Genomic DNA, 26,280 nt, shown 5'->3' on the forward strand with positions numbered 1-26,280 from the left:
CTCTATTCACTTCAGTTTATTGGTGCTAAACGATCATAAATAATTAGGTATTAGACCTCTGACGGCAATAACCGATATTTTCTGCACATTTGCATATGGTAAAATCAATGACAGGTTATGGTATAGCTCAGTTTGAAGACGATCAACTCAGCATATCGGTAGAGATTAAGACTCTCAATTCTAAATTTTTAGACTGCGCTGCCAAGCTTCCAAAGGAAGTGTCGATATACGAAAATGAAATCCGAAAAATTATCGGAGACAAACTCGTCAGAGGTAAGGCTAATTTTACCATTGAAGTTTCTTTCAAATCAGGAGTAAATTCCTCTCCTACTGTCGATCAAGAGGTTTTTGATCATTATAAAGCTGAGTTTAGCAATGCCGCTGGTGATATGAAAATTACTGATGCTGATCTTTATGCTCAGATAATGAAAATGTCTGATGTGCTAGTTTTGAAAGAACAAGACACCAATTCAATGCTGGACAAAGCCAAAGTTTTGGAGCTCACAGAGCAAGCCATAGATCAATGTGACCAATACCGAATAGATGAAGGTAAATCGATAGAGGAAGCCATGATTGGTTTCGGAAAAAATATCGCGATCACACTGGAAGCTATAAAAAAACGGAACCCAGAAAGAATAGAAAACATCAAGTCTAGAATCAATGCTAGTCTAGAGGAATTAGAGTCTTCAGAAAAAGCTGATCCAAATCGTTTTGAACAGGAGTTGATTTACTACATCGAGAAACTTGATATTTCAGAAGAATTTGTACGACTAGGCAACCATATCGAATACTATCAAGAGACTTTAGCAAGCTCCGATTCACAAGGCAAGAAGCTAGGATTTATTAGTCAGGAAATGGGTCGTGAGATCAATACTATCGGTTCAAAAGCTAATGATTCGGAGATCCAAAGATTGGTCGTAGAGATGAAAGATGAACTCGAAAAAATCAAAGAACAAGTATTGAATATTGTTTGATTTTTCTACCAGATGTCTTTTTGATTCATTCTTGAAACAATCAACGTAATAAAACCTTGCCGTTAGCGAGCGAGGATAAAATCAGGATTAATTTTTTTGATCGATAATTTGCGACAGTAAAAACTGACGCTGATTTTCTTATTGTAATCTTGCGGCATTAAAAATAGAAGTTGATTTTCTTGCCGCAGTGCTACGACATTAAAAAATGAGACAATTTACTTTGTCGTAATACTGCGAGATGAATGTTGAGATTAAAATTTAAAGCCGTAGTGCATCAGGATAAAAAACAGAGAAGTATTTCTTTGCCGCAGATGAACCGCTTGTATTTTAACTTTCGGATAAAAGTCAAAGTATATAAAAACAGAGGAGCTTGTTCCATATCGAAACAAGCTCCTTTGTTTTTTAAATAAAATCCTTTGAATAAGGTTGATGTCTACACCTTAGAGATAAGTGTCCGGAAAACTACTGTTCCGTCTTTTCTCCAAATTTGAAAGAGTATATCAATATACCCAATCCAAACAGGAACATTGGAATGCTCAGCCATTGACCCATGTTGAGAGGAATATCAGCTTCCCAGCCTACTTGGTTTTCCTTAGAAAATTCTACTAGGAATCTTTCAATCCAAAGCATTACCATGAAAAGTCCGAATATAGTACCATTATTCAACTGGTGTCTGTGATGATAGTAGACATGAGCTAAAATCAAAAATATGACTAAGCAAGCAATGGCTTCATAGAGCTGGCCTGGATGTCTGGAGATTCCTTGTAGTTCTATAGTAGCTTTGACAATATTATTCTTTTTCCCTGTAGAGACTTTTATGTCTTGATTAGTCAAAGCAAAATGCTCGCTTACTTGACTAGAGCGACTAATGATAGACTTTATAGTTCTTTTAATGCTTTCAGCTTTTGCAGACTCGTCATTCACCATGCCACGCTTGTAGGTCAATTCTAGATTTACAGGAACATATTCCCCCAAATCTTGGTCGCCTTTACTAAACGAAATGTCTTCAATCGCTCGATCTTCACGTAATACAGCTTCCTCCAAGCTCCTTGCGAATACAACACCATAATCACTCTTGGTAGGTTTACCGATTATTTCAGAGTTCATAAAATTCCCAGTACGAATCATCATCCCACTTAGGATCGTGATGATAGCCACACGGTCTAATATCCATAGGTATCGGTAGTTGAATTTCTTCGCAAATAGATAAAGAGATATAAATAGAGCAATGGCCGCTCCATGACTGGCTAATCCTCCTTCCCACACATATAGAATTTTGATAGGGTTTGATAGATAGTAAGAAGGCTGATAAAACAAGCAATGACCAAGTCGAGCTCCTATGATCGTACCAGCTATCACATACATAGTCAGTTTATCGATATCTTTTTGGTTTCGTCCCTCTAGTTTGAACATGTATGACATGATGTACTGTCCGACGATAAATGCCATAGCGAAAAGAAGACCATACCATCTTACAGGGTGACCGATGCCTGGTATGACAAACATGTCTGGGCTTGGGCTCCAGATAATGAAGTTAATTATGTCCATAAGTGCTTATACTTTTTTCCAGAAATAAGGAGTCAGCAATATTAGTACAGTAAATAGTTCTAATCTACCGAGTAACATTAAGAAACTGAGAAACCATTTACCAGCAAGAGGAATTTGAGAGAAATTATCAACAGGACCTACATCTCCTAGACCTGGGCCTATATTCCCTAGAGACGTAGCGACAGATCCCAATGCAGTCAAAAAGTCGACTCCGATCCAAGTCATAATAACAGAGCCAGTAGCAAAAATGGCAATGTAAATCATGATGAATGCTAGAATGTTGAAGGTGATATCTCTGTGAACTGCTTTTTTGTTGAGTCTCACAGGGATAATTGCCGATGGGTGTAGCTGACGCTTAAGCTCTAGAATACTGTTTTTAATTAATATAACATGTCTTACGATCTTAACTCCCCCAGCCGTACTTCCAGCCGACGCTCCCAGAAACATCGCCACGAAAATGATCATAACTGTATTTGATGGCCAAAGGGAATAATCTGCAGTGACATATCCTGTGGTAGTAATAATAGATACTACTTGAAACAGACTGTCTCTAAAAGATGTTTCCCATTCTTCACCGTAGTGTAGGTGTACATTGAACCCTATGAGAATAGTCAATAGTAATGTGGTGATCAAGTAAAATTTAAACTCTTCGTTTCGGAATACAGTCTTGAATTTACCATGTAGTCCAAAATATGTCATAGTGAAGTTCGTACCCGCTAAGAACATGAACAGGATGATCACATACTGAATAAAAGGAGACTGATAGTGAGCAACGCTGGCATTTTTAGTAGAAAACCCTCCCGTAGCCATAGTCGTCAAGGCGTGATTCAGAGCATCATAGAAAGTCATACCACCGATCCAAAGAAGGCATAGTTCAGTGAATGTTAAACCAACATAAATAAACCACAGTCTTTTAGCCGTTTCGGTAATTCTAGGTTTCAGTTTATCAGGCGTAATACCAGGAGCTTCAGCTACGAATAGCTGCATACCTCCGATTCCTAATAGGGGAAGGATCGCCACCGCCAGTACGATAATACCCATTCCTCCTATCCATTGTGTCAAACTTCTCCACATCAAGACTCCTTGGTCTACAGCTTCGATATCTGTCAGAATAGTAGCGCCAGTAGTCGTAAATCCTGAAATAGTCTCGAAAAAAGCATCCGTAAAATTATCAATAGACCCACTGAGGATATAGGGTAATGTACCAAATAGTGACATCGACAACCATCCTAAGGTTACAATTAAATAACCATCCTTTTTCTTAAGTTCTTTCGAAGTGTTTTGGCGCGTGGCTACGAAAGTCACGAAACCAATGAACATGGTAGTAAGTGAAGAGACTAGTATTGGAAACAAGTCATCTGTTTCAAAATACAAGCTGAAAGGTACGCAAGTCATCATGAATGCTCCGTTGAGAAGAATCAACAGACCGAGCACGTTGATGATGACTTTATAATTGAACTTCATTGGATTTGTTTATTTAAAGAAGTCCTCAATTTTGCGAATGCACTCAGGTTTGGAAAGTACAACGACTCTATCCTTAGGTTCGAACTGAAAGTTACCTCGAGCGGTGATTCCTTTACCATTTCTAATAACTCCACCAACAATCGCCCCCTTAGGAAAACCAAGGCTTTTCAGTTCCTGACCTAAAATTTTAGAACAGTCTTTTACTTCGAATTCTACAATTTCACCATCCACTCCGTGAATACTTGTGTGGTTGACGACTTCACCTTTTCTAATGTATCTGAATATAAAACTTGCAGCAATCAACTTTTTGTTGATCATAGTATCCACACCTATGTTTTGGGACAAATGGATATAGTCAATATTCTCTACGAGCGAAATAGTCTTAGGCACTCCATGGTTTTTAGCTACTAGAGATGAGATCATATTAGTCTCAGAATTCCCCGTTACAGCTATGAAGGCATCCATGTCGTCTATTCCTTCTTCTTTGAGCAGTTCTACATCACGCCCATCACCATTGATGATCATTACATTGTGAAATTGATCAGCCAGTTCGAAGCACTTATCTCTGTCTTGCTCTATTAATTTGATATTATATTTTTTGTTGAGGAGGCTAGCCGTTTGGATACCGATTTTGCTTCCTCCAAGGATCATAAGATTTTTAATGTCCTTGCTACTTTTTCCTGCTAACGATAATACTCTATCTACGCCGTTGGGCTGACAAATAAAGTAGGCGTGATCATCTTCATGAAATCTGTTGTCACCATGAGGAATAATGGTCTCTTTATCCCTCAAGATAGCAACCGTACTAAAGTTGTGATCAGGGTTGAGATACGCAGTTTCTACAAGACTCTTGTCTTTCAACTCGGAATTGCCATCAATAGTGATTCCCACCAAAGACAAAATACCTTGTTCGAAGTTGAATAGATCAGTTACTGCAGATTCTTTGAGAAGTCTTTTGATCTCTTTGGCTGCAAGTGACTCAGGAGATATTACTTCGTCAATACCGATTTTTTGGTGATCTAAAATGTCTTTTTTGTGAAGAAACTCTGTGTTGGTGATTCGAGATATAGTTTTTTTTGCCCCCAATTGCTTACCAATCATACAAGTCGTGATATTGGTAGCCTCAGACTCTGTGACGGCAATGAGTAAGTCTGCTTTACAGACCTGAGCTTTTTCTAAAACCTTAATCGAAGTAGAGTTTCCTTTGACAGTTTGTACGTCAAGATGATTCGAGACATACTGTAATCGATCATCACTCATATCTATGATATCGATATCATGTGCTTCGTAGGCTAGTAATTTCGCAAGGTGAAATCCTACATCTCCTGCTCCTGCTATTATTATTCTCATAGAATGTGACGATGGTCAAGACCAAGGCAAATATACAGGTGGGTTTGATATGATGAAAGCTTAACCCGTAAAGTAGGGGTTTTGCTTATATAAGTTACACTTTTCTCCCGCGTGTCATTTCCTTTTTTCCAGGAGGTCCTGGAAGTGATTCGGTGTCATATCCAGCTGCTCTCAGATCTCGCTTAAACTGGCCTTGCGCGCAATAGGTGGAGAAAATACCGCCTTTAGCAGTAGAGGAATACATCTTATTGAGTACCTCTAGACTCCACATTTCTGGTTGTTTGGATGGTGCAAATGCATCGAAATAGATTATATCGAATTGATCATTTCTTGTTTCAAAATCAAAAACATCCGTCTCTAATTTCTCCAAAACGAAGTTGTCAGTTACACTTACAGGTACATTCCAAGCGGCATCATGTAACTTTTCAAAAAGCTCTTTGTCACCTATAGGACTATTGTCCGTGTAATTGAGCTCGGAAACAATTTCTGAACCTACTGGAAACTTCTCTAGAGAACAATATTCCACTGTAAAATTAGAATCTAACACTTTTGATGCTGTCAGCCATGCATTTAAACCTGTACCAAAACCTATCTCTAAAATTTTGATTGTCTCCTGATTTGGATAGCATCTTCGATGCTCTTCAAGCGCCTTATCAATAAAAACATAAAGAGCTTCTGTAAGAGCTCCATGTGTAGAATGGTAGGTTTCATTCATATCCGGCAAAAACAGAGACGAAGAACCATCCTTGGTTTTGATGATTTCTACTTTAGGCATATTTATAGATCAATACAGTGGCATGAGCTGCCACACCTTCTTCTTTTCCAACAAACCCAAGCTTTTCAGTAGTGGTCGCTTTAATTGACAAATCGTTTTCTGCGATCTGCATTACTTCCGCCAAAACATTTTTCATCTCTGGAATATGAGGATTGACTTTAGGTCTTTGAAGACAGATAGTACAATCAATATTGCCAATGGCAAAGTCAGCATCTCTTAATAGTTTCAGAACATCCTTCAGTAAGATTTTGCTGTCAATACCTTTAAACTTAGGATCTGTATCAGAAAAGTGATATCCAATATCTCGCATATTCGCAGCGCCAAGGAGTGCGTCACAGATCACATGAATCAGTACATCAGCATCAGAATGTCCAACGGCCCCGTGTGTATGTGGAACTTCTATTCCCCCTAACCAAAATGGCTGTCCTTCGGCTAGCTGGTGTACATCATATCCATATCCTACTCTGATATTGGGTTTTTCGAAGCTCATGATTTCGCATTTTATTTAGTCGCGAAATTAGTGAAGTTTCATAACCCTCCAAGGTTTTCATTCCTTGGAGAGCTATAGATGATATGATTGATTATTTGAATTTTATTTATCGATTGCCCCGAGTATCGGCAATTAGACCAAAATGGCTAACACATTGCGACTAAAAATTAATTCTCCACATAAAATCAGGGAAAAATCCAATTTGTGTTACAGTATTTATTTCGTCAGTAACTTCGTTGTATCTCTTTACAAATTCGTTTTCGCGGCCAGTTACATTTTGGAAGTCCAAGTAGAATGTTTGTGATAGTCTTCTCTTAGCACTATTCAATCGAACACCAAATTTCACATCTAGTCTCATATAGGGTGCAATTCGTTCGCTAAACGCCAAATCTTCGAAATACATTACGTCTCCATTTGCTTCCCTTGTAGCCGCTAGATCGATAGGAGTGTATGGATTACCGCCAGATGTAGTAAACTTGGTATCGAAAGTCCAGGCATGTCTTTTATCTTTTCCAAATTTCCACTCCTTTCCAAACAAAGCATTGAATACATATTGATTGTTAAAAGCTGTATTCCGAAGTACCTCATCACTTCCCTTGTACTTAGAATCGTATAGGGAGGTGGTGGCCAGTAAGTAATATCCACCACTGAAAAATTTCTCTATAGTCAATTCAACTCCATAATTCCTTCCTGTTCCTTCATTCACCAAGTTTATTCTAGAGTCTAACCCAAAATCCGCACCTTGATTGATTGCAGAGTAGCTTGATGCTGTCTTCTCTACAGGTACATCAAATAAGTGTTGATAATATGCTTCCGCTTTTAACCTCCAATCTGAACCTAGCCTCCTGTCGTAGCCAAGCACTACATGATGTGCCTTGGTAAAATCAAGACTGTTATTTGTTTCTAAATAATTTCCTTGGTCATCTAGCTCTCTGTAAAATAATATTGGACTCTGAATAGCTTGTGCATGCAGTCCATATGCCAGACTTAATTTTTGACTAGGGACAAATTCCCAACTCATTCCAAGTCGAGGTTCAATCGCGATTACTTCGGTTATGGTGTGGTACTGTGCGTGTATTCCGAAAGTTGTGCTTAGATCATTATTCACATTGTACTGTGCTTGCGCATAAAATTGTGGTAAGTAATAGACTTCTTTGACGTTTCGATATTCTTCCAAAAAGTCTGGTATTCCATCACCGTTGTCATCAGGAATGTTTGAATTGTTATCTCTATTCTCCCCAAAAAGCGTCACATCATATATTTCTACTAGAGTTCCAGCTCTTAGGCTCCACTGCGCATCAAATTTCTTATTGATGTAGGAGTTTATAGTATATCTCGTTTCTCTGTTTTCATCTAGAGTTGCAAAATATGTGGTGTCTCTTACTGGGTTAGTAAGACTATCGATATTTTCAAGATAGAATCTATTGTATGTAGTAGAAGCTCCTAAAGTTGTCTTCAAGTACGTGGACTTATTCAGTTTTAGCAAATGACTCATACCAACTAGTCCAAGCTCACCATTTACAAAAGCATTTTCATTAGGGTTTGCGAATAAATCATCTTCATCGATTTCATCTCCATAAAAGTCGATACTACTCTTTCCGCCTAGTCCAAATACTTCAAACTGACCAATTTTAGAATCTCCAAGATTTAATTTGAAGGCAAGATCTTGGTAAACAGGGATAGCACTTGTCCCTGTAGCAGCGACACTTGCCAATCCATATCTATATGCCATTAAGTAAGATGAATTGTTCTTTTTACTAATTGGTCCCTCAACCATTGCTTCCATTCCTGTAAAAGCGCTAAGCTGAGCCATGAACTCATGACGATCAGTGTTGCCATTTCTAAAATTGACATCAAAAACTGCTGCATTAGCGTTTCCATATTCTGCAGGGAAAGCTCCTGTCATAAAGTCTGATGTACGAAGCATGTTAGTATTCAAGGCACTTACAGGTCCGCCAGTAGTACCAAGTGTATTGTAATGGTTCGTAGTCGCAATAGGGAGTCCATCTATCTTCCAAAGAAGACCAGCTGGTGAGTTTCCTCTCACTACTATATCATTTCTAGAGTCATTTGGAGCACTTACCCCAGCAAACGAAGATGCGATTCTGGCTACGTCATTTCTACCTCCAGAATACCTAACTACTTCTTCGACAGAGAAAGTTCTGGCGCTAACCTTGGCTAGTTCATTAATAGGAAGATCCTTGTCTGCTCCTGAAGAAATAACTATTTCGTCTAGTTTCTCCACCGATTCCTCTAGTTTGATTTCTAGAAATACTTCTTTACCAGTTGTCACTAGTACATTTGGAAGTGTTTGGCTTTTGTAACCCAGATAACTAACGATAAAAGTTTGCCTACCTATGGGTACGCTTTCTATTCTAAACCTACCTTTAGTATCAGTAATTGCCCCTAATGTTGATTGTGAGTTGACAAGTGATATTGTAGCTCCAATTAACTCAAATTCTGATTGAGCATCTTTAATGATTCCTTTGACTACTTGAGTTTTGGGCGCATCAGCATAGAGACTACATGCTGCCGCTAATATTCCTATTAACAGAATAAGATGTTTAGTTTTCATGGTTATATCATTTTGAATTCCATTCGAAAGTAGAATTCATGGTTGGCTCTAATTACATAAAGTTAACTCAAGCATAAATGCATATGATTCAACCATTCAAAAAATGAGTTGAAGCGGATTGGATCCATTGATAAAAGATAATATTGCTTCATTGATATAATTTCAGCTTGACACGTTGAATTTCCTGCTTCACTTAGAATTTTTCCTAATCCGTATAAAAATCAACTATCATTGTTATGTGCTAAAAATCAAAGAAATATATGTTCGTTGGATCGGTATTTTTGCCGTAGCTCTTATCATTACTGTTGTTTTTAAGACGCCAGAAGATGATGCTATTCCATTCTATATGCTTTATGGAAAAGTGCTTGTGTTTTGTGCTGTACTTTGGAATGGATCAGGTTTCATACTAGACTATTTTGAAGACCGATTTCCACTTTTAGAATCTACACCCAAAAGATTATTGATCTCCGTTGTTTCAGTCACTCTGTGGTTGATTCTCGGAGCCAACCTTGTTAGTCTAATTTTAGGCACCTGCACTTGGGATAATATAATAGATCCTAAGTTCTTCTTTAGAAACAATAATATTAGTCTTATAGCAGGAATAATTATCTCATCATTTTATGTGGGAAATGATTTCTTCGAGAAATGGAAAGAATCTGTAAGACAGAATGAAGAATTGAAAAACCAACAAATCCGAACTCAATTTGAAGTACTTCAAAATCAAATGAGCCCACATTTTCTTTTCAATAGCCTGAATACATTGACGACTCTTATCGAAGAGGATCAAAAGGTAGCAGTTGACTTTACTCAGACCCTTTCAGAAGTATATCGCTATATTTTAAGAAACAAGGAGCGTGAATTAGTTAGTGTTCATGAAGAGCTAGAATTTTGCAAATCCTATGTTTACCTTCTAAAAATGAGATATCCTGAAAACTTGTTAGTAGATATAAAAGTAGATCTTGAAAGTCGTCAGAAATATGTAGCTCCTTTGACTATACAAATGCTCTTGGAAAATGCTATCAAACACAATATGATTTCCAAAATAGCGCCACTTAATATAGAGGTTTACATAGACCAAATAGGAGAAATAGTTGTTAAAAATACTCTTCAGATCAAGAAGTCTTTGGAGAAATCAACAAAAACAGGTTTAGATAACATTAGGAAAAGGTATCAGTTTTTAGGCGATAGAGAAATTAAAGTTGTTACCTCTCAGAAGTATTTTAGAGTAGCTATTCCACTTATACAAGTTCAGTCAGAAATTGAATATCTCAAAGCTCAACAAGGATGAAGGTTCTAATTATAGAAGACGAAGCACCAGCGTTTAGACGACTTCAAAAATTGCTCGAAGAAATTGATTCGCAGATTGAGATTATAGATGTTTTTGATGGTGTACAAGAAACTGTCAAGTATCTACAGTCTCATAAAGCTCCAGATTTGATTTTCATGGATATCCAATTGAGCGATGGGATAAGTTTCGAGATTTTCGATCAAGTAGAAGTTAAAAAACCAGTTATTTTCACAACCGCATTTGACGAGTATACCTTAAGAGCTTTCAAAGTCAATAGTATAGATTACCTGCTAAAACCAATCAATCAAGAAGATCTAATTCAAAGTATAAATAAGTACAAATCTCTTCACGTTTATGATTCTCCTTCAGAATCCAATTTGTCCAAGATTATTAAGGAGATACACCTTACCGATGTAAAGTATAAGTCGCGTTTCTTGGTTAAGATTGGAGAAAAGATGCTTTCTGTAGAAACCAAAGATATTGGGTCATTTCATGCTAAGAACGGTTTGGTCTATTTACAAACTAAACAGAACAAGTTTTATGTAATAGATCATACATTAGATGAAATTATAGAATCCCTAGATCCAGAAAAGTTTTTTAGAGCCAATCGTCAGTTTATCATTTGTTACGACTGTGTAACGATTGTCCACAAATATGGTAAGGGAAAGCTATTGGTAGAGACAAGCCCTATTCAAGAGGAACAAATAATAGTGAGCAGTGAAAGGGCTTCAGTATTTAAAAGGTGGTTGGGTTGATTTATTGAAGGTTTAATGATTAAAATCATTTTATGTTTTTTAGCATAAAAAAAAATGCCGTTAAAATATTTTTGTAATAGATTGCGGCCTTATCATATTTTAACTAAACAAAACTTTTTATGAAATCATCTATTAAATTTTTAGTTGTTGCGTTAGCAATTATCACATTCACTAATGTACAGGCACAAACTGAACAAGGTTCAATTTTAGTTGGAGCATCTACAAATCTTGGATTTAACTCTACTAAGCATAAAGATGCTGATGATGCTACTAATAACTTTGTATTAGATGCACAGGCTGGATACTTTGTTATTGATGATTTAGCTGTAGGATTAGGTCTTGGTTTCGACAACGAAAGTACTGGAGACTTTAAAGACAATACATTTGATTTTGGTCTTTTTGGTAGATACTATATTAACAGTGCAATTATAGTTGGAGCAAATTACTCTTACTTGAAGAATACAGTTGATGATGGATCTGATGAAGTAGAATCTAAAGGTAGTGCTTTTGGTCTTGAGGCAGGTTATGCAGTGTTTTTAGGTGAAAACGTAGCTGTAGAGCCAACTATTTCTTATGATATGGGATTAAGTGATGCTCTCGAAGATATCAATTCATTTGGAATCAATGTAGGTTTTTCATTGTATTTCTAGATCTATTAGAAAATATGAATTTAAAGCTCAGCTATTTAGCTGGGCTTTTTTTGTGTTCTAGTATATCATGCGACTAAAGTCACAAAATCAATCAAACTCATTGATTATTAAAAAAATAGTCAAAAAAACGAAATTTCCATTCTATCTTTGAACCCCAATTTATTTTCCTGCGTTGACAGGATCACGATTGAGAATATCCAATGAAAAAACACACATTAAATATTTCTATGACGGAGACTTGTCTAAGGGCATGTTGCTGGAGCGTGTGAATGTGAGAGGAAGATTTAATGAACAAAATATTAATTAAGGAAATAAGACATTAAAAGCCTCTTCGACGCTCATCGGGAGGCTTTTTTCGTTGCAAAACCAAACAACTATGCAAAGTTTCAGAACAGAACTCGAAAACCTTGAAAATCCTGTCGTACAACAGGATATCATCGATTTAGAGAAAAAGATTCGTGAATTTAAAGATGGTAAAACAGATCCGGATAAATTCCGAAGCTTGAGATTAGCTAGAGGTGTCTATGGCCAGAGACAGCCAGGCAATCAAATGGTAAGAATTAAGATTCCATTTGGTAAGATGTCCGTAAAGCAATTGAAAAGAATTGCTGATATATCTACTGAGTATGGTGGAGGAAACTTGCATGCTACCACACGACAAGATATCCAGATTCATTATGTTTCTCTAGACAGAACGCCCGAATTATGGGCTAAACTTGAGCAAGAAGAGATTACATTGAGAGAAGCTTGTGGAAACACTTTAAGAAATGTTACCGCTTCACCAATAGCTGGTGTTGATCCTAATGAGCCTTTTGATGTCTCTCCCTACGCATATGAATTTTTTAAATACTTTTTAAGAAATCCGGTTTGTCAAGAGATGGGACGTAAGTTCAAAGTTTCATTCTCCTCAAACGAAAAAGATACAGGTATTTCTTTCATTCACGATATTGGATTTATTCCTAAAGTAAAAATTGTTGATGGTAAAGAAGTCAGAGGTTTTAAAGTGATGATTGGTGGAGGACTAGGTGCTCAACCTATGCCAGCTCAGATGGCTTATGAATTTTTGGAAGAAGACCAGATGATTCCATTTTCTGAGGCACTTTTAAGAGTATTTGATAGATACGGTGAGCGTAAGAGAAGAGTAAAAGCAAGATTCAAATTCTTATTGGCTGATATCGGCTTAGAAGAAGTAATGAGATTAGTTAAAGAAGAATGGAAAGCTATTGGCTCAAAAAGTTATAAAGTAGACAGCGCTTCTAAAATCCCTTCAATTCCACAAAATGTTGTTTTTTCAGATAAGGCTGTTACAGACCTTGATCATTATGAAAAGTGGAGAGAAACCAATGTCAAGCCTCAAAAGCAGGATGGATATTTCTATGTACAAGTAAAACTTCCAAATGGTGATATGAGCTCAGAAAGAGCGCATAAGTTTGGCAATATAGTCTTGAAATATGCTGCTGATGATATCAGAGTGACGGTAAATCAAGGTTACCTTTTGAGATACGTGAAGGAGGATTCCTTGAAATCTCTTTACGCTGAACTAAAAGAGTTGAATTTGGCTGACCCTGGTTTTGATTCTACAGCAGATATCATTGCTTGTGCAGGTACCGATACATGTAACTTGGGTATTTCCAATTCTACTAGAGTTGCTTTAGAACTTGAGCAAGTAATCGAAAGCGAATATCCGGAGCTCTTGAAAAATGAAGACATAAAGATAAAAATTAGTGGATGCCCTAACTCTTGTGGTCATCACGGTATAGCAGGTATCGGATTCCATGGTTCTTCGTTGAGACATAAAGTAACTAAAAAGACTCTTCCAGCTGTACAAGTGTTATTGGGAGGTGGACTAGGTCACAATGGTGAAGGATACATCGCAGAAAAGGTCATAAAAGTGCCAAGTAAGCGTGCTCCAGAAGTATTAAGAATTCTGTTCAAAGATTATGCTGAGAATGCTCAAGAAAATGAGAAATACGCATTGTACTTTAGAAGACAAGGTAAGGACTATTTTTACCAGTTGTTGAAGTTCTTGGCTGATTTGGAAACTGTAAAGGATTCCGACTATATCGATTGGGGTAAAGATCAGCAATTTAAAGTCGAAACGGAAGTAGGTGAATGTGCTGGTGTAATCATTGATTTGTTCCAGACATTGATGTACGAGGCAGAAGAAAAGTTAGGATGGGCAAAGGCTGCTTTTGAAGGTGATAATATCGCTGACGCGATTTATCATGCTTATAATGTGAAGATTAATGGAGCAAAGGCACTGTTAGTAGATAAAGGAACTACTGTAAATACTCAGGCAGGTATCATGCAAAGCTTTGACGAAGAACTTGCAGAGAATTTTACAGACGTTTTGAATGGTGATTCATATACAGAATTTGTATTGAGAATCAATCAAAGTGAACCTAGTAAGGAGTTTGCTGAAAAGTATATTTCGGAAGCAGATGCTTTCTTAAAAAAGGTAAATGAAGTACAAGCTACAGTTACTGAGGAAGCTACTGTATAAGATAATAATTTAAATCTAAGGCTACCTTGAAGATTGTCATAACGAAGAATTCTTCGCAGTGACGAGACTTTGAGGTAGCCTTTTTTTCTACATGGGCAAAGCAAAGTTGACATTAGTAGGGGCTGGACCTGGTGATCCAGGACTATTTACATTAAAAGGAGTAGAAGTATTAAAGTCCGCGGATGTGGTTCTATATGATGCTCTGGCCAATGAAGAATTGTTGAATCATTGCGGACCGAATGTCAAGAAGATATTTGTTGGGAAAAGAGCCAGCATGCATGCATATCAACAAGACAAAATAAATGAAATGATCGTTGAACATGCTAAGGAAAGTGGTCATGTAGTGAGGCTAAAGGGAGGCGATCCATATGTGTTTGGAAGAGGTCATGAGGAACTTGAATTTGCGGAAAAACATGGTATAGAGGTAGACTTAGTACCAGGTGTAACAAGTGCTATTTCCGTTCCAGCTTTGAATCAAATCCCATTGACGAGAAGAGGAATTAATGATAGTTTTTGGGTAATGACAGCTGTTCGAACCGATCATACATTGTCTCAAGATATTGGTTTGGCAGCTCAATCACAGGCTACTAGTGTTATATTAATGGGAGTAAAAAAGCTTCCTGAGATTGTAGAAGTTTACAAATCATATGGTAAGGAAAATACACCAGCCGCAGTTATTATGAATGGGTCGAAGCCTAATCAGAAAATTGTTATAGGGAGGGTAAACAATATTAATAGTCTTGTCGTAGAGAACGAGATTGGAGCTCCATCCATTATAGTAATCGGAGAAACAGTCGCTCTTGGAGAGGATAAGTTAAAAAAAGAAATAGAATCCCTAAACATTTGATGCATGTCAAGTCCAGCTGAATTTGGAAATAATCTAATGCCCGTATTCCTAAAACTTGAAGAGCTCGATCTCTTAATTGTGGGAGGAGGTTTTGTAGGAATGGAAAAATTATCCGCTGTACTTACTAATAGTCCGGAGACTAGGATCAAGCTAGTAGCTAAGGAAATTAGCGATGAGATAAAAGAAAAGGCTAAAAACTATTCTAATCTTAAATTGGTAGAAAAGCCTTATGAAAAATCTGATTTAGATGGAGCTCAAGTTGCCATCTGTGGAATAGACGATCCTGAGATTAGTGGTATCGTAGCAGCTGACGCTAAGGAAAAAAGAGTTTTGGTCAATATTGCGGATAAACCAGAATTGTGTGATTTTTATCTTTCATCCGTAGTGAAGAAAGGTGATTTAAAGATCGGCATTTCTACTAATGGGAAATCTCCAACTGTTGCTAAGAGAGTAAAAGAATTTTTAAATGATTCAATTCCTGACAGTATTGATGATATTTTAGAAAACATGACCAAAATCCGAGAACAATTGAAAGGAGATTTTGAGTATAAGGTAAATAAACTAAATGCAGTCACTTCAGTTTGGAGTGATGATAGAAATAAAAAGGATGGGTTTGTGAGTAAAATAAGGTCTATTTTCTCGAAATAAAGGCACTCTGACCGGTCATGTTCTAGAACATTCTCTATCAAATGATTCTTCGACATACATTTGCGCTACAATAAAAATTATAAAAATGGCATCAAGTCTTAAGAACTTAAGTGAATATAGTTCAAAGAATATTATTGACATCTCTGATAAGAACTTCGCTATAGTTGTTTCGGAATGGAATGAAGAAGTGACGGAGGCTCTGTGTGAAGGAGCTATTGAAACACTAAAACAGCATGGTGCTGCTACAGATAACATTTATAGAGTAGATGTGCCAGGTAGTTATGAGCTTAGCTTAGGGGCTCAGAAGATGGCAGAGCAGTCAGAAATAGATGCTGTCATTTGTATTGGTTGTGTTATTCAAGGAGAGACTAAACATTTCGACTTTATTTGTAGTGCAGTTGCACATGGTTTGACAGATGTTGGGTTAAAGTATGGCAAGCCAGTAATTTTTGGTGTGTTAACTCCAAACACTCAGCAGCAGGCTTTGGACAGAGCTGGAGGAAAGCATGGAAATAAAGGTGATGAAGCAGCTATTACTGCTATTAAAATGCTGGGGATATAATTTCTAGGAATAAAGACAGAAAGGGCTCATCAGTTAATGATGAGCCCTTTCTGTCTTTATCAAGCTTGTTTAAGTAATTAAAGTAAATTCCAATAAAAGAAGATCAACCAGACAATTATAAACAAGGGTAAAAGGAATGGAATTGAAAAACGGATGATATACCCAAAGAAGGAAGGCATTTTAATACCAACCTGTTCTGCAATGGATTTTACCATGAAGTTTGGACCATTTCCGATGTAAGTCATTGAACCAAAAAACACTGCAGCTACAGAGATCGCTTTCAAATATAATGCTGAATTGGTATATCCATTATTTGCAAAACTAACGACTTCTGTAGCGTGATTGATACTTGCTCCCTGAGAGGCCATTGCGGCAGTTAAGAAATTAATATATGTAGGAGCATTATCCAAAAATCCAGAGAGCATTCCAGTTCCCCAATACAAAGTATTATGAGTAATCATTGCCGAACCAGCTTCGGATTGAGCGTAATTACCTACCAATTCTAAAGCAGGCATCATGGTTCCGAATATTCCAATAAAAATGAAAGCCACTTCTTTTATTGGTTCAAAATTAAATTCATTTCCTTCTATAGCTCTTTTATCTGCTAGTTTGTACGATGCAAAACCTGCCGATAGCATTATTATTTCTCTAACAAAAGAAAATTTTTGACCTTCATATATTATAGCGGGAACCCAATCAAGGACATTTGGATCTAGAAAAACAGACCCAACGATAACTGCAAGCCAAGCAAAGTTTTTTGTCCCGGTAAGCGTTGTCTTTCCAGTAGGGACTTCCGTGTCTTCTCCAAAGCTGTAGTCCGCTTTATTATTTTTATCAATTATGAAGAAAGTTGTGGCAAGTATGATGCAGGCTAGTCCCCAAGGAACTATGTTGTTGACAAGTGTCCAGAAAAAAGGAACCCCTTTTAGGAAACCTAAGAATAATGGAGGGTCACCTATTGGGGTCAAAGCACCACCGATATTACTCACCATAAAAATGAAGAAAATTATATGGTAGGCTTTAATGCGATTTCTATTCAATCTTATAAATGGCCTAATCAAAAGCATTGAAGCTCCAGTAGTACCGATAATATTTGCTGCCACTGCTCCAATAAGTAGAATGGTTACATTGGTGGTAGGTTTAGCTTCTTTGTCAACATTAATCATAATGCCTCCAGAAGCGATGTATAGTCCACTCAGTAATGCAATAAATTGTACATATTCGGCTAATGCATGGACTGGACTGTGGTGATTGTGTAAGACAAACAAATAGTATGAAACGACTATAGCTGCAAGGATACAAGCTATGATCGGATAACTTTTGTGCCAGAAATGTTCATAGAATAGAGGTCCAGTTGCTATCATCAATAGCAATAGAACGAATGGAACTACGGTCCACGCTGGGGCATGATGATCGCTAGCGTGGCCTCCATCTTCTGAACTCACGATGGAATCTACTACACAAAAGGTTTCATTTGGGAGGTTGGCTTCTGTATTTGATGCTAGACCACTTAGGCCTATTAGCATTAATACTGTAAAAACAAGAAGCTTATGCATATGGGTACTTCGGCTATAAAATTTAATGTGTACCCATCCTACTCTACATAACTTAAATGTAAAGTAAGTAAATGGGTGAATAAATTAGCTGCTGTAGTAGTTGTGGCGCTAAAGATATACCAGAATAATAAATTCAAAGGTATTCGAAATTAAATATTGGTAAACCAAGCATCTATTTAATAAAAAAAAGCATTCTTCTAGTGTTTGTAGTTTTTCTTGTCATACTTGTTGACTTTAGACTTGAAAAATCTTCAAATTTTTGAATCTAGTATAAAAGCATACATCTTTGCTGCCCTGTAAACTAGCGGTAAAGTACGCTTTTTCGAAAAAATAGGAATGAAATTAATCAGATTGACTGGGATAGCTACTATTATCCTAAGTAGCTTCAGTGGGCTGGCGCAAAACACCTCTTCCCCATATACAGCGATAGGAATTGGAGAAATTCACGAAAGAACAACCTCACATCAAGCAGGTATGGGAGATGTAGGTATTGGTATGCCTCAGCCGTTGAGTATCAATACACTCAACCCTGCTAACTTAGTTCTTCATTCATTTAGCATTTTCGAGCTGGCCATTCAGGCTGAGTCTCGAAATTTGTCAAGTGCTCAAGGAAGTTCTTCTACTGGCTCTTCTGGATACAAATACTTGAGTTTTGCATTTCCAATTATACCATACAAGTGGACTACGAGCTTGTCAATGAACCCTTACAGTAGTGTAAACTATAACCTTACGACTTCTGCTCCTGTAGAAGGTTCTGAAGACGAAGCAGATATTTCACTGGTTGGTTCTGGAGGGTTGTCAGAGTTCAGGTTTTCTAATGGTTTTAAATTGACTGAAGAGTTATCTATTGGTTTAAGAACATCTTTTCTATTTGGGTTTACCGAGCATACCAATGATTATTTTTTGAAAGGCGATGGTTTCAGTCAAATTAGAAATGTCTATACGGAAACAACCAATTACAAGGGGTTTGACTACGGAGTAGGGGTTTCTTACCGTAAGACCTTTGAAAACAAGAAACTTTTATTTTTAGGAGCTACATATGATTTGGCAAATGATCTTAGTGGGTCAAGAGATGTAGTTTTTTCTTCTGGTACATTTGGTGATATTTCAGATCCATTTGCTGATAGGTCTATAGATGATCATTTTTCACTTCCATCTAAAATTGGAATTGGGTTAGGTCTCATTAAAGAAAATCATTACTCGTTAGGGGTGGATGTAACTTGGTCTGATTGGGATCAAAACCCAGACTTAAGTAGCAATCAAAACTCAGAATATAAAGATTCATTTACTGCGGGAGTTGGATTCGAGTATGTTCCTGAATATGATGATGTTGACAACTATTTAGCTAGAGTAAGATACAGGATTGGATTCAAGTATGAGCAGCTACCATATTTGTTTAATGGAAAGCAGATAAATGATTTTGGCATCAATTTTGGCTGGTCTTTACCTGTAAGGGGAGTGTCCTCTTTGAATATGGCTTTCAAATATGGAGGTAGAGGGACCACTAAAAATGATTTGGTGCGTGAGAACTATTTTAAGTTTACTTTAGGCGCAACGTTGAATGATAGATGGTTTGTGAGAAGAAAATATAATTAATGTTAGAACCGCTTTTATTTGAGAATTAAGGTCTATAGTTATAATTTTCGACCTGATTTTCACTAGCGGGAAAAATTAAAAGAAAATGAAAAAACAAATTCTATTCATATTGGTCTTCATGGCAGGCGTCACAGTGATGGCACAGCCAGGGTGGAAGTGGCCCGAAGACGTAGAAACAGCTAAAGAAAAAAATGCTCTATACTCAGACGCAGTGAAGAGTAAAGACTGGGCTACTGCTCAGCCAGCACACCAATGGTTATTGGACAATTGTCCTGACTTGAATAAGTCTATATATGTAAACGGTGTTAAAATTTATGATGCACTTCAGGCAGCGGAGAAGGATCCTGTCAAAAAAGTAGAGCTTCAAGAAAAATGCATGCAGTTATTTGATGACCGTATAAAGTATTTTGGTGATGAAGCCAATGTACTTGATAGAAAAGCATCAAAGGCTTATAAGTATTTTAAGCAGGATAAAACCAAACTTCAGGATTTATTATCACTTTATCAGAAAGTGTATGAAATGAAAGGCGAAAAAGTAGCTGATGGTAATTTATTAGGTTACATGGACGTCATTAGAAGATGTAAAGGTTATAAAATTGGAGATTTGACTGATGAGAGTATCATAGACAGATACAGTACTATTTCAGATATTTTCGACGCTAAGTTGGCAGACCCTAATAAATCTCAAAGAAGTAAGGATTACTTGGTAAAGGCTCAAGCTTCAGTAGATCAATTGTTCTCTGCTTTAGTTGAGGTAGATTGTGAGTTCATCGAGAGCAAATTTGCTCCTAAGATGAGAGAAACTAAAAATGTCAAATTAGCTAAGAAGATTTTTAAATTAATGCTGAATGCTAAATGTACTGATAGTCCTACATTCATTGAAGCTGGAGAAATCGTTTTTGCTCAAGAACCAGATGCCGGTATGGCTAAAGTGATAGCTATCAAGTACGGAGCTAGCAAAGATTACGCTAAAGCGACTGAGTGGTATGATAAGGCACTTGGTTTGACTGATGACAATTTGACTAAAGCAGAAATTCATTTAGCAAAAGCTAAAACTTACAGGAATCAAGGCTATAAGTCTAAGGCTAGAAGTTCAGCCAAGCAAGCATTGTCAAATGATCCATCGATGAAGAACGCATATGTTTTTATTGGAGATTTGTATTATGCCAGTTATGATGATTGTAAGAAAGGAGAAAGTAGAGTAGATGATAGATTGGTATTTATAGCTGCTTATGGTCAATATGCTAAAGCGGGCAATTCAGCACTTATGAAAAAAGCTAAGGCTCAGTTCCCTTCAATAGGTGAAATTTTTGAATTAGGTTTAGAAGAAGGGCAGTCAATGACAGTAGGTTGTTGGATCAATGAGACTGTTAAATTACAGAAAAGGCCAGCTGAATAAGAACTGTTAAAAAATAATTAAAAGCACCTTCTATTACGGAGGTGCTTTTCTATTTAGGCACTTTGGTGAAAAAACATTTTATCATATTATTTATTGTCACATTGGCATTTTCATGTCAGCACAAAAGTGAGGTGCTTGAACATGAGAAATATGAAGGTCCATCAGTAGCTATGAAAAACATCAACGTTTTAGTTACAGATTCTACTTTAGTCAAGCTAAGGCTGGTTGCGGCTATTCAAAATGAACTGAATAATGGAGACAGAGAGTTTCCTGAAGGAATATATTTAGAGTTTTTCACGAAAGATGGTAGAATTAGCTCTACTCTCAAAGCTAGAACAGGCTACTACTTTAAGAAGGAAGATTATTATAAAGCAGAAGGAAATGTCATAATGAACAGCGTAGAGGCTGGTGATAATCTTACTACAGAAATACTCTATTGGGTACCAAAGGATGAGCGCATTCATAGTGATCAATTTGTTACTATTACAACAGGTGATGAAGTTTTGACAGGTGAAGGTTTAGAAGCAGATCAGAGTTTTACAGAATATACCATCTTGAAGCCTTCAGGTACAATGACATTGGTAAAAGGGAAGAAAACCGTCACAGAAGAGAAAAAAGATACGGTGATTGTTGACGATGATTTTGATTCGGATCTGGTGTTTGAAGAAGATACCATTTTTTATGAAGAAAGCGAAATTCAGCTAGAAGAACAATGAAAGCACTACTCGACGTAATCATTCTGACCTTATCAGCTGGCTTCTTCCTAATCGGCATACATCAGACCATGTCCTTTGGCTTTGGGGCTGCCTATTGGATTTTCATGTTAAGTATATCTCTTATACTTTTATATAAACTTCGCAAGGACAAGCGGTAGCGTCACATTATGGATATGATCATCCTTTTCGGTATTGTAATATGCATCCTTTTTTCGGCATTGTTTTCGGGAATAGAAATAGCCTTTATATCCACAAATAAGCTTCATATAGAGCTTCAAGGAAAGCAAGGAGGACTTTCTAGTAGGATTCTAGCAAAGTTTTCAAATCAACCGTCTAAGTTTATAGCCACTACGCTGATTGGAAATAATCTCACGCTAGTGGTTTACGGTATGTTGATGGCAATCTTGCTAGAGCCTTGGTTACAACAATGGATTAACAATGATTTGTTGGTTCTATTAGGACAAACAATTATTTCGACGATCATTGTTTTGTTTACTGCAGAATACATCCCGAAAAGTTTATTTTTGACTAATCCGTATGGTTTTTTAATGGCACTGGCCATACCGTTTTTGATTATTTATTATGTCCTCAGCCCTGTAGTCATAGTAATAGCTGCCTCCAGTAAATTTCTTATCAAGAATATTTTAAGACTAGAGTATTCGGAGGACAGACCGGTTTTTGGATTAACTGATCTTAACCATTATATCAAGAATATTGTTGTCGATGATAGTAGTCAAGAATCAGATTCTCAAGATGCTGATATCGATGCTAAGTATTTCAACAATGCTTTAGATTTTAAAACCATAAAAGTCCGAGAATGCATGATTCCACGGACGGAAATTGTTGCTGTTGATGTCAATGATTCTATTGATGAACTGAAACAGCAATTTATAGATAGTGGTCATTCGAAAATTTTAGTTTATGACGAGTCTGTAGATGATATTATTGGATATTGTCATTCTCTGGCCATGTTTAAGAAGCCAGATGATATTAAATCAATTTTAACGAAAATCATCATTGTTCCACAAACGGCGTCTGCTAGTGAGCTACTAGTACAGCTTATTTCTGAGCGTAAAAGTTTGGCATTGGTTGTCGATGAATATGGTGGAACTTCAGGTATTGTAAGTTTAGAAGATATTATAGAAGAGATATTTGGTGAGATAAAAGATGAACACGATGATGACGATTTGATTGAGGAAGAGATCACAGAGACAGAATTTATGCTTAGTGCTCGCCAAGAAATAGATTATCTTAATGAAACATATGAATGGGGGTTACCAGAAGGTGAATATGATACAATTGGTGGTTTGATTCTAACCTTTAACGAAAACTTGCCTGAACAAGGACAAACTATTGAAATACCTGGCTTTTCTTTTGAAATCATCTTGATGGAAGATACTCGTATTGAAAAAGTTAAGCTTACAATTGAACCAGTAGAAAATACTCTGTAAACCAATTGAGGGATCATTTACTATTCTTTTGATATTACATCGAGACTTTCTTATTTTGCGCTTCCTTTGGCTTTGGTCATTTCTTAGTTTGACAAATTCAGAAGGAACAGTTGATAGTTGTTGGTTACTTCTATTAACTTTTTCAAATAACTAAAACTCCCCGACTGGTCGGGGTACAACAACATAAACATGGCATTAATAAATACGCTGCGAGAAAAAGGCAGCAAGGTATTGGTTGGAATGATAGGCGTTTCTATTCTTGCCTTCATCGTGGGTGACTTTTTCAATTCGGGATCAGCTCTTTTTGGTAAGGGGGATAATGTAGGAGAAATTGCAGGTGAGAAGGTTTCGTACAAAGACTTTATTGCGAAACAAGAAGAGATGACTTACAACTTTGTCCAAAATAACAGAGGGCAAAGTCCTACTGCAGCTCAGCAGGTTTTTATCAGAAACCAAACTTGGGAAGCTTTGATTGGAGAGCTTGCCTTTGATCAGCAGTTTTCTTCGATTGGGTTAGAGGTTACTCCTGAGGAAGTAATAGATATGGTTCAGGGAGATAACATAAGTCCTCAGATCAGACAAGCATTTACTAATCCTGAAACAGGAGAATTTTCCATAGATAATGTAATCACTTTCTTAAGTAATTTGAGTAATCAGCCTCCTGCACAGCAAGCGAGCTGGTACAATTTTGAACAGTCTCTTGCACCTACTAGACTTAGAGAGAAGTATAACAACATGCTTGTGAAATCTACTTTTGCGTCTATAGAAGAAGCTAAAGAGCTTTATAAAAATACTACCGCGACTGCTGAGGTGAACTATATTTATGTTCCTTATTATAGTGTTCCTGATAGTTCGGTAACGGTTACAGATGCAGAGTTAAAATCTTACTTGTCTGATAATAGGGAAGAATACGAGAAAGAAGAGACAAAAGAAATTAAATATGTATCGTTTGATGTGATTGCTTCATCAGCTGATACGGCGATGGTAAAGGAAGAGATTGTACAGCTTAAAGCCGAGTTGGCTGTTTCAACTACGGATTCACTTTTTGCTACAGTAAATTCAGAAGGAACTGACCCATTCAAGAATTATACACTTGAAAACCTTCCCGAGGCAGTTCAAGTCGATGGAAATATCCTAGCAGTAGGAGAAGTGACAGACCCTGTGATTGAAAGTGGCTTTTACACAATTTATAAAGTCGTATCCGTTGAAGAGTCTGAAGATTATTCGGCAAAAGCAAGTCATATTTTGTTTAAATGGGATGATGAAACTTCTACCGCTAAAGCAGCTGCGAAAAAAGAGGCTAGAGATATTTTAAGACAAATTAAGAATGGTGCTGACTTTGCCGAAATGGCTAGAGTGCATGGCACAGATGGTACGGCTTCTAGAGGTGGAGATTTAGGTTGGTTTGCTCAAGGCAAACAAATGGTGAAAGAATTTGATGATGCAGTATTTGCCAGATCGTCTGAAGGGTTGCTTCCAGACGTAGTTGAAACTCAATTTGGTTACCATATAATTGACGTAACTGCTGCTAAGACTAACCAGAGTTATGATATTGCCAAAGTAAGCCTCGAGATTTTCATTAGTGATGAAACTAGAAACGAAGTTTATCGTCAAGCAGAAACTTTCGCTATGGGAGCTAAGTCTTTGGAAGATCTTGAAACTAGTGCAAAAGAACAAGGATTGACAGTTTCAACGGCGTCTAATATTGGTAAAAATGATAGAAGGTTAAACTCTATATCAGAAGGTAGAAATATTGTTTTTTGGGCATACAACAAGGCTAATGTAGGTGATGTATCTGATGTATTTGAGATAGATAATACTTATGTGATAGCTGCGGTAGCAGATGAGCAGGAAAAAGGCGTAGCAAATCTCGAGAGTGTTAGATTCGAAATAGAGAAGAAGGTAAAAGATCAGAAGAAAGCTGATATTATTATTGAGAAATTAAAGGCTGTAGATGGTGCTCTAGCACAAATGGCAATTGACTATGAAGGAAATAATGCCAAGTATTATAGTATGCCTAGTCTTAAATTGACAAGTAACTCCCTTCAAAGTGTAGGATTAGCACCAGAAGCAGTAGGAACTATATTCTCTATGGAATCAGGAGAGAGAACTCAGCCATTTGCTATTAGTAACGGTGTGATTTTGATTGAATTGGTTAGTAAGTTAGAAGGACCAGAGATTTCTGATTATGTTCCTTATCAGAACCAAATCACACAGAAAATTCAGCCAAGAACCAACGCAAAAGTTGATAATGCCGTTAAAGAACTTGCAGATATTGAAGATAATAGATACAAGTTCTTCTAGAATTTAGAACAAAAAACTTATTTAAGTCCTGATCGGTATCTATCGATCAGGACTTTTTTCTTATATGGAAGATTTTAAAGCATTTAAAGAGAAGTTAGAGAAAGTACACAATTTCCCTACTTTATACATGTTCAAGTTTATTGTACCTAAGGATAAGGTAGCTGAGGTAGAGTTGCTTTTTCCCAAAAATGAGATTGTTACTAAGCCGTCATCTTCAGGAAAATACATTAGTATGACTATTAAGAGTATGATGGAATCAGCGGATCATATTATAGAAGTATATACTGAGGCTAAGAAAATTAAAGGCATCATATCGTTGTAATTGCACGATCACTATATTTGATATTGTGAGAGGCTCTTATATCCAATTTATCGCTTTATTAACGCTTACTCTTCTTTGCTGGGGTAGGTTCGATGCTATTGCTCAATCTAGAAAAAGTAATAGACCTAAAACAAATAAAACAACTAATGAAGTCAAAGACTGGCAAGGAGAAAACGAAGATCGCAAGAATAAGAAATACTTGCATCTAAGCCCAGATTACAAGTACATTTATAAAAAAAAGGGTAGCAAGCTTTTAATAGGTAATCCATGTGCTGTAAGCGTCACACATAAATATGGCTTCGTATACCAGCTTCATCATAGAAAGGAGTCATTGGGTAGAGAATTGAGTCGTATTACACACAATTTTGGCGTCCAATTTGGTCTAATTTTTACTAAGAGTCCATTCTGGAAAACTAAAGTGAAAAGAGAATTTAAGAATTGCGCTAGAGTTAGTGGAGACTATCGGGGATGATAGTTTAAAAGGGTTACCTTGGAGGTTTTGTATTT

General features: G+C 36.9%; 22 protein-coding genes. 15 read left to right on the forward strand and 7 right to left on the reverse strand.

All coding sequences use genetic code 11. From position 1 onward, the window contains the following. Positions 1-95 precede the first annotated feature (95 nt). Positions 96-974 (forward strand): YicC/YloC family endoribonuclease, encoded by an 879-nt coding sequence (locus DKG80_RS16585; protein ID WP_245907029.1) that lies wholly within the window; start codon positions 96-98, stop codon positions 972-974. A gap of 462 nt (positions 975-1,436) precedes the next feature. On the opposite strand, the gene DKG80_RS16590 is transcribed toward DKG80_RS16585, so the two are convergent. From DKG80_RS16590 to DKG80_RS16615, 6 genes are all read right to left on the reverse strand, one after another. Further along, entirely contained in the window at positions 1,437-2,522 is a 1,086-nt protein-coding gene (locus DKG80_RS16590) for a prolipoprotein diacylglyceryl transferase (RefSeq protein WP_109832492.1), read from the reverse strand. A gap of 6 nt (positions 2,523-2,528) precedes the next feature. Further along, positions 2,529-3,986 (reverse strand): TrkH family potassium uptake protein, encoded by a 1,458-nt coding sequence (locus DKG80_RS16595; protein WP_109832493.1) that lies wholly within the window; start codon positions 3,984-3,986, stop codon positions 2,529-2,531. A gap of 9 nt (positions 3,987-3,995) precedes the next feature. Beyond that, entirely contained in the window at positions 3,996-5,336 is a 1,341-nt protein-coding gene (gene trkA / locus DKG80_RS16600) for a Trk system potassium transporter TrkA (protein WP_109832494.1), read from the reverse strand. A gap of 94 nt (positions 5,337-5,430) precedes the next feature. Further along, positions 5,431-6,111 carry a tRNA (5-methylaminomethyl-2-thiouridine)(34)-methyltransferase MnmD gene (gene mnmD, locus DKG80_RS16605; RefSeq protein ID WP_109832495.1) on the reverse strand — a complete coding sequence of 227 codons (681 nt, stop codon included), beginning with the start codon at positions 6,109-6,111 and terminating at the stop codon, positions 5,431-5,433. Beyond that, positions 6,104-6,601 (reverse strand): 2-C-methyl-D-erythritol 2,4-cyclodiphosphate synthase, encoded by a 498-nt coding sequence (gene ispF / locus DKG80_RS16610; protein ID WP_109832496.1) that lies wholly within the window; start codon positions 6,599-6,601, stop codon positions 6,104-6,106. The genes mnmD and ispF overlap by 8 nt, the downstream gene beginning before the upstream one ends. Before the next feature lie 160 nt (positions 6,602-6,761). Then, positions 6,762-9,176, reverse strand: coding sequence for a TonB-dependent receptor (locus tag DKG80_RS16615; protein ID WP_109832497.1), 2,415 nt, complete (start codon positions 9,174-9,176; stop codon positions 6,762-6,764). 238 nt (positions 9,177-9,414) lie between these two features. Here DKG80_RS16615 and DKG80_RS16620 point away from each other — a divergent pair, with 238 nt between their 5' ends. The 7 genes from DKG80_RS16620 (at position 9,415) to ribH (ending at position 16,429) form a co-directional block, all read left to right on the forward strand. Then, positions 9,415-10,464, forward strand: a complete 1,050-nt coding sequence (locus DKG80_RS16620; protein WP_109832498.1) for a sensor histidine kinase — start codon at positions 9,415-9,417, stop codon at positions 10,462-10,464. Further along, the gene (locus DKG80_RS16625; protein ID WP_109832499.1) at positions 10,461-11,219 is read left to right on the forward strand and encodes a LytR/AlgR family response regulator transcription factor; all 759 of its coding nucleotides are present in this window, start codon (positions 10,461-10,463) and stop codon (positions 11,217-11,219) included. The genes DKG80_RS16620 and DKG80_RS16625 overlap by 4 nt, the downstream gene beginning before the upstream one ends. A 119-nt stretch (positions 11,220-11,338) precedes the next feature. Continuing rightward, positions 11,339-11,869, forward strand: coding sequence for an outer membrane beta-barrel protein (locus DKG80_RS16630; protein WP_109832500.1), 531 nt, complete (start codon positions 11,339-11,341; stop codon positions 11,867-11,869). A 376-nt stretch (positions 11,870-12,245) separates the two neighbouring features. Further along, entirely contained in the window at positions 12,246-14,372 is a 2,127-nt protein-coding gene (locus tag DKG80_RS16635) for a HEPN domain-containing protein (RefSeq protein ID WP_109832501.1), read from the forward strand. Between the two features lie 91 nt (positions 14,373-14,463). After that, entirely contained in the window at positions 14,464-15,219 is a 756-nt protein-coding gene (cobA, locus tag DKG80_RS16640) for a uroporphyrinogen-III C-methyltransferase (protein WP_109832502.1), read from the forward strand. A gap of 3 nt (positions 15,220-15,222) precedes the next feature. After that, positions 15,223-15,867 (forward strand): precorrin-2 dehydrogenase/sirohydrochlorin ferrochelatase family protein, encoded by a 645-nt coding sequence (locus DKG80_RS16645; RefSeq protein ID WP_109832503.1) that lies wholly within the window; start codon positions 15,223-15,225, stop codon positions 15,865-15,867. An 85-nt stretch (positions 15,868-15,952) separates the two neighbouring features. Continuing rightward, positions 15,953-16,429, forward strand: coding sequence for a 6,7-dimethyl-8-ribityllumazine synthase (gene ribH / locus DKG80_RS16650; protein WP_109832504.1), 477 nt, complete (start codon positions 15,953-15,955; stop codon positions 16,427-16,429). Positions 16,430-16,506: 77 nt separating this feature from the next. Here ribH and DKG80_RS16655 read toward each other — a convergent pair whose 3' ends face one another. After that, entirely contained in the window at positions 16,507-17,985 is a 1,479-nt protein-coding gene (locus tag DKG80_RS16655) for a sodium:proton antiporter (protein ID WP_109832505.1), read from the reverse strand. 336 nt (positions 17,986-18,321) lie between these two features. On the opposite strand from DKG80_RS16655, the gene DKG80_RS16660 reads away from it, so the two are divergent. From DKG80_RS16660 to DKG80_RS16690, 7 genes are all read left to right on the forward strand, one after another. After that, positions 18,322-19,581 (forward strand): hypothetical protein, encoded by a 1,260-nt coding sequence (locus tag DKG80_RS16660; protein WP_109832506.1) that lies wholly within the window; start codon positions 18,322-18,324, stop codon positions 19,579-19,581. An 85-nt stretch (positions 19,582-19,666) separates the two neighbouring features. Then, positions 19,667-20,980 carry a tetratricopeptide repeat protein gene (locus tag DKG80_RS16665; protein ID WP_109832507.1) on the forward strand — a complete coding sequence of 438 codons (1,314 nt, stop codon included), beginning with the start codon at positions 19,667-19,669 and terminating at the stop codon, positions 20,978-20,980. Positions 20,981-21,045: 65 nt separating this feature from the next. Next, positions 21,046-21,696 carry an LPS export ABC transporter periplasmic protein LptC gene (lptC, locus tag DKG80_RS16670; protein WP_162555935.1) on the forward strand — a complete coding sequence of 217 codons (651 nt, stop codon included), beginning with the start codon at positions 21,046-21,048 and terminating at the stop codon, positions 21,694-21,696. A 167-nt stretch (positions 21,697-21,863) separates the two neighbouring features. Continuing rightward, positions 21,864-23,147 (forward strand): hemolysin family protein, encoded by a 1,284-nt coding sequence (locus DKG80_RS16675; RefSeq protein WP_109832509.1) that lies wholly within the window; start codon positions 21,864-21,866, stop codon positions 23,145-23,147. A gap of 189 nt (positions 23,148-23,336) precedes the next feature. Continuing rightward, the gene (locus tag DKG80_RS16680) at positions 23,337-25,451 is read left to right on the forward strand and encodes a peptidylprolyl isomerase (RefSeq protein WP_109832510.1); all 2,115 of its coding nucleotides are present in this window, start codon (positions 23,337-23,339) and stop codon (positions 25,449-25,451) included. Between the two features lie 64 nt (positions 25,452-25,515). Next, the gene (locus DKG80_RS16685; protein ID WP_109832511.1) at positions 25,516-25,773 is read left to right on the forward strand and encodes a DUF493 family protein; all 258 of its coding nucleotides are present in this window, start codon (positions 25,516-25,518) and stop codon (positions 25,771-25,773) included. Positions 25,774-25,798: 25 nt separating this feature from the next. Beyond that, positions 25,799-26,245 (forward strand): hypothetical protein, encoded by a 447-nt coding sequence (locus tag DKG80_RS16690; RefSeq protein ID WP_109832512.1) that lies wholly within the window; start codon positions 25,799-25,801, stop codon positions 26,243-26,245. The last annotated feature ends 35 nt before the right edge of the window (positions 26,246-26,280 follow it).

This window comes from Reichenbachiella versicolor (assembly GCF_003171675.1).
GTDB lineage: Bacteria > Bacteroidota > Bacteroidia > Cytophagales > Cyclobacteriaceae > Reichenbachiella > Reichenbachiella versicolor.

Bases quoted from the DNA above. Each gene is read 5' to 3' on its own strand.
- DKG80_RS16635 (WP_109832501.1), top strand. From the start codon at position 12,246: ATGCAAAGTTTCAGAACAGAACTCGAAAACCTTGAAAATCCTGTCGTA.
- DKG80_RS16590 (WP_109832492.1), bottom strand. From the start codon at position 2,522: ATGGACATAATTAACTTCATTATCTGGAGCCCAAGCCCAGACATGTTT.
- DKG80_RS16655 (WP_109832505.1), bottom strand. From the start codon at position 17,985: ATGCATAAGCTTCTTGTTTTTACAGTATTAATGCTAATAGGCCTAAGT.
- DKG80_RS16625 (WP_109832499.1), top strand. From the start codon at position 10,461: ATGAAGGTTCTAATTATAGAAGACGAAGCACCAGCGTTTAGACGACTT.
- DKG80_RS16645 (WP_109832503.1), top strand. From the start codon at position 15,223: ATGTCAAGTCCAGCTGAATTTGGAAATAATCTAATGCCCGTATTCCTA.
- DKG80_RS16585 (WP_245907029.1), top strand. From the start codon at position 96: ATGGTAAAATCAATGACAGGTTATGGTATAGCTCAGTTTGAAGACGAT.
- ispF (WP_109832496.1), bottom strand. From the start codon at position 6,601: ATGAGCTTCGAAAAACCCAATATCAGAGTAGGATATGGATATGATGTA.
- DKG80_RS16595 (WP_109832493.1), bottom strand. From the start codon at position 3,986: ATGAAGTTCAATTATAAAGTCATCATCAACGTGCTCGGTCTGTTGATT.
- DKG80_RS16615 (WP_109832497.1), bottom strand. From the start codon at position 9,176: ATGAAAACTAAACATCTTATTCTGTTAATAGGAATATTAGCGGCAGCA.
- ribH (WP_109832504.1), top strand. From the start codon at position 15,953: ATGGCATCAAGTCTTAAGAACTTAAGTGAATATAGTTCAAAGAATATT.
- DKG80_RS16660 (WP_109832506.1), top strand. From the start codon at position 18,322: ATGAAATTAATCAGATTGACTGGGATAGCTACTATTATCCTAAGTAGC.
- DKG80_RS16630 (WP_109832500.1), top strand. From the start codon at position 11,339: ATGAAATCATCTATTAAATTTTTAGTTGTTGCGTTAGCAATTATCACA.
- cobA (WP_109832502.1), top strand. From the start codon at position 14,464: ATGGGCAAAGCAAAGTTGACATTAGTAGGGGCTGGACCTGGTGATCCA.
- DKG80_RS16665 (WP_109832507.1), top strand. From the start codon at position 19,667: ATGAAAAAACAAATTCTATTCATATTGGTCTTCATGGCAGGCGTCACA.
- mnmD (WP_109832495.1), bottom strand. From the start codon at position 6,111: ATGCCTAAAGTAGAAATCATCAAAACCAAGGATGGTTCTTCGTCTCTG.
- DKG80_RS16680 (WP_109832510.1), top strand. From the start codon at position 23,337: ATGGCATTAATAAATACGCTGCGAGAAAAAGGCAGCAAGGTATTGGTT.
- DKG80_RS16685 (WP_109832511.1), top strand. From the start codon at position 25,516: ATGGAAGATTTTAAAGCATTTAAAGAGAAGTTAGAGAAAGTACACAAT.
- DKG80_RS16675 (WP_109832509.1), top strand. From the start codon at position 21,864: ATGGATATGATCATCCTTTTCGGTATTGTAATATGCATCCTTTTTTCG.
- trkA (WP_109832494.1), bottom strand. From the start codon at position 5,336: ATGAGAATAATAATAGCAGGAGCAGGAGATGTAGGATTTCACCTTGCG.